Below are 3,882 nucleotides of genomic sequence, written 5' to 3' on the forward strand. Positions count from 1 at the left end.
CAGGCTCGTCGACCGTATCGGCCGAATCGGCGCGGCGGTCCTGGACATCGTCCGAGAGGTCCGCGCCGACCACGGCGGCGCCGACGTCCGCCGGCTCCCCGGAGTTGACGTCGAGTCCGTCCTCGGCGTCGCGGTCCGAGTGGTCGTCGGCGTCGGAGCCGGTCGACGCATCCGGACGCCCCGAAGGCGCGTCGACGGTGAAGTCGGCAGACCCGTTCAGGCGGCCTCCGCCAGTGTCTCCCTCCGCGACGTCGTCGCTGCCCCGTACGTCGTCCTTGACGTCCGCGTCCTCGCGCCTGTCGCTGTCCCCGTCCTCGCTCCGACCGCCGTACTTACTGTCCGCCTCGTCCTCGGCGCGGTTCTCGTCCTCACCGGAACGCGGACCGAGGCCGGCACTCGTTCCGACGCCGTCCCCATCCTGCTCGTCCTCCGCCGAGGACCTGGCAGGAGTGGCGTCGCCAGTCGTTCCGTCGACCGCCCCGTCGGCATCGTCAGTGGCCCCGTCGGCGTCGCTCTTGGCGGTCTCCGCCGCCTGCTTGGCGGCGTCGATCTCCGCGATCTCGCGCTTCAGCGCGGCGGGGGAGAAGCGCATGGTGGCCCCGCTCTCCAGATCCCCGGCGCCGAAAGGCTGCGCGAAAGGCTCCGACGCGGCGGAGTCATCAGCCGTGGAGAGGGAGGGTGCCACGGGCGGAGGCGCCGACGGCAGCACCGGATCGACGGACGGCGTCAGGGGCGCGCTCTGCGCGGGGATCGGCGGCGGAGGCTGTCGGTGCGGCCAGTTCGGCTCGTAGCCACCGCCCGCCGGCAGCCCCGGCACGGCCACGGGAGCCCCATTCGGAGGCGGTGGCGGCGGGGTGGAGCTCCGCGAGCCCGCCCCGTCGCCCGACGTGTCCCCGGAGGCGTTCTGCGTGTACCAGGCCGGCGGGGTGTAGTCGATGGTGAACTCACCCGTCATCTCGGCGGGCTCCGCGTCGGACTGATCATCGACGGGAGTGTTCCAGTCCCCACGGATCTCGTCCCGATCGCCGTTCACTTTGCCTCCTGGTGTGGTCGAGCACCCTTGTGCCGTGTTGGGTGGGGGCGACCGTTGTCACTCGATCAGCCCGGCTCTACCCGTTGGGACGCTCCCGGCATGCCTGCGGGTTCTCGTGCGCCCCGACCCACCCTAATCGCCCGCGCGCCCGCTCCGGCAGGTCCGCCCACCGGTCATCGGTCGCCCCGTACGGCGCCCCTCGTCCCCTGGTGGTCCGGGCGCGGCAGACGGTCAGGAAGACAGTGGGGTGAATCGTGACAACCGCACAGGAATGCACGCCCGTTCGTGCCACCTCGGGCACGAGTCAACGATCCGGTATCGGCGCCCGTCCGACGTGGTCCGGTCCAGGTGGTTGTGTCCCGGAGCCCCCGGACCGAGAGCTTCCGCCGCCTCTGCCGTTTCGGTCGGCCCTCTTCTCAAGGAGGCGGCGAGGGCGCCCTATTCAAGGAAGTGGCGAGGGATGCGGTCGCACGCTCCGTCGGCGGAAGTCGGCGACCGAGCTTCTACTGGAGGTCGAACTCCCCGTCGCGCGCACCCAGTACGAACGCCCGCCACTCCGCCTCGGTGTACCGCAGCACGGTGTCGGGATCCAGGGACGACCGCATCGCCACCGCCCCGCCCGGCAGATGCGCGATCTCGACGCGCTCCTCGTCCTCGCTCGTGCCCGGGGCGCTGAGCCACTCGACGCCAGAGATGTCGAGGGCGTACAACTCGTCCTTCTCCTGTGCGGTCCCCATCGGTCAGGCCTTTCCTTCGACAACTGCTGAGTTGAACGGTCTCCACACACGGAGGGAGACAAACAGGCCCACCGACGCGTGCTCCTACGGATCCTAGATCCGCCCGGTGCGTCCGGTCCGGCGATTCCCGTCCCGTCACCCGCGCCGGGCATCCCGCCCCGTACGTCGCCGCCGAGGGCTCCCCGCCGGCCCGCCCGCCTCCTGAAGCGGTTCAGTCCATCCTGCGGGCTGTGCCCAGCAGTCCCGACTCGGCGTCCGTGGGACTCGTCATCACCCAGTGCCGCTCGCGCCCGGCGCACCAGAGGGTGACACCGTCGGCCAGCGTCGGCAGCGCCTCGCTCTCCGCCTGCGACAGTCCGAGGATCCGGCCGATCTGCTCGGCCTCGCGGGGCGACACCCGTTGCACACCCACCAGCGTCGAGTTCCGCATCAGCCGGGGTGCGACGGGGCTCAGATACGGCAGCAACGTCAGCACCGACTGCCACGGAGCCGACACCACACGGCCACGGGGCGGCCGCATGCCCGCGTCGCGTACGACCACCACCGGGCTGCCCACCGTCGCGCCCTGGGGCGGCACCCGGCCCACGTCGTGCAGGGTGATGCACTCCAGGCCCGCGCCGGCGGCCTGCGCCAGCAGCGTCCAGGCCTGGGCACGCCCCGTCTCGACGACCACGCGCGCCCCGGTGCCCGCCGCGCGCAGCGCGATCACCTGCGCCGTCCAGAGGCCGCCGATCAGCAGGACGTCGTACGGCGCGGAGCGGTGGAACCCCACCATCTGGGGGTGCCCCTCGGCGTCGTCACCGATCACCACACCGTCGTCGCCGACCGGCAGCGAGAGCGCGCCGAGTTCGTCGGTCGGCATGGTGTGCCCCGCGTGCCGCGGGCCGAGCAGCGTACGCAGCCCGCTCATCGGGCGCCTCCCAGCGGAAGTGTGGCCAGGGCACCCGGCAGTTGCTCGCGGTCGAGACGTACGAGGCCGACCTTGGCCGACCGCGCGGCCTGCTCCAACAGCCTTCGCACGCCCACCAGTTCGGTGTCACTGCCGCCGGTGATCCGGACATGTCCGTTCACGGTCATGGCTCCCAGACGGGTGCCCCGTCGCAGGGTGAGGCTGAAGGTCGTCGCGTACGCGGGGGTGGCGGTGAGCAACGACACCAGCTTGGGCAGCGGAGCGGCGCCACGCCCCAACTCGGGCCAGCGGCCGACCGCGTACGTCGTGTGCCACCTGTCGTCGCACCGCCACACGCGCGCCGTCTCGGCCGTGCGGCGCGACGGCGCGCTGTCGGGGCGGCCTGCGTGGGCGGCCTGCGTGGGACTGGCACAGGCCGACGTCGCGATGGTGGAATTCAGCTCCTCCTGGTCCAGCACGACGGCCCGGAACCCCGCTCCGGTGATCCGGCTCGCCACGTGGTCCGCCACTCGTACGAGGCAACGCTGGGCGCCTTCGACGCCGCCCCCGCGCGCGTCCACCGCCTCCCTGCACAGCTCGGGATCGAGCTTCACCGCCACCCACGTCAGTCGCAGCGCCGGGGCGCCGGTCTTCTCCTGAAGAGGTACGTACGAGAGCCGGGCCACCGACTGCTGGGGCAGATGCGGCGCGGGTGCGGAACGCACCTGCTGCACCAACTGGACCGACTCCAGTCTGATGTCGTCGACCTCCAGGGCGCCGCCCAGGACGGAGAGCGGCAGCGCCCGCGCGCCGAACGCCGGCCGCAGCGCGGACCCGCTCGCCTCGACCCGTACGACAGCCGTCAGGAAGCTGCCGTCGCCGAGCATCCCGACGGTGCGGCGGTCGCGGTCGACGTACGTGTACGGGCGCAGCGCCGGGACCGCCTCCGCGATCGGGACCAGCGACGGATCGACGTCCACCGCCGCGGGCCCGGCTGCCCGCTCGCGTGCACGGAGGGAGAGGACGGTCGAGAGCCAGTCCTGGACGGCATGACCACGGCGCCGCAGAACGGCGAAGAGGACCAGCACGCAGGCGACGGCGATCGTGGGCACCAGCCACAACCCGCCGAGCACGGCGCCGACGGCTGCCAGCGCGAGCGCGAGCTCGACGAGCACCAGCTGCCTCAGCTGGAAGGGACCGACGTGGCTGGTGCGGGAGAGGGC

4 protein-coding genes are annotated in these 3,882 nt (G+C 72.5%); all 4 read right to left on the bottom strand.

The genetic code is table 11. From position 1 onward, the window contains the following. On the bottom strand, positions 1 to 1,033 hold a 1,033-nt coding region (locus tag GXP76_RS34455; RefSeq protein WP_308354290.1), incomplete at its 3' end, for an SCO5717 family growth-regulating ATPase. Between the two features lie 503 nt (positions 1,034 to 1,536). After that, the gene (locus tag GXP76_RS34460; protein WP_078074778.1) at positions 1,537 to 1,770 is read right to left on the bottom strand and encodes a DUF397 domain-containing protein; all 234 of its coding nucleotides are present in this window, start codon (positions 1,768 to 1,770) and stop codon (positions 1,537 to 1,539) included. Positions 1,771 to 1,981: 211 nt separating this feature from the next. Then, a complete protein-coding gene (locus GXP76_RS34465; protein ID WP_242575556.1) occupies positions 1,982 to 2,680 on the bottom strand; it encodes a hypothetical protein in 699 nt (232 codons plus the stop codon). Then, a partial coding sequence (gene eccE / locus GXP76_RS34470) for a type VII secretion protein EccE (protein ID WP_242575557.1) occupies positions 2,677 to 3,882 on the bottom strand: 1,206 nt, incomplete at its 5' end. The genes eccE and GXP76_RS34465, both read right to left, overlap by 4 nt.

The sequence above is a fragment of the Streptomyces sp. NP-1717 genome (genome assembly GCF_022695985.1).
Classification (GTDB): domain Bacteria; phylum Actinomycetota; class Actinomycetes; order Streptomycetales; family Streptomycetaceae; genus Streptomyces.

Coding starts and splice junctions, on each gene's coding strand:
- GXP76_RS34460 (WP_078074778.1), bottom strand. CDS start 1,770: ATGGGGACCGCACAGGAGAAGGACGAGTTGTACGCCCTCGACATCTCT.
- GXP76_RS34465 (WP_242575556.1), bottom strand. CDS start 2,680: ATGAGCGGGCTGCGTACGCTGCTCGGCCCGCGGCACGCGGGGCACACC.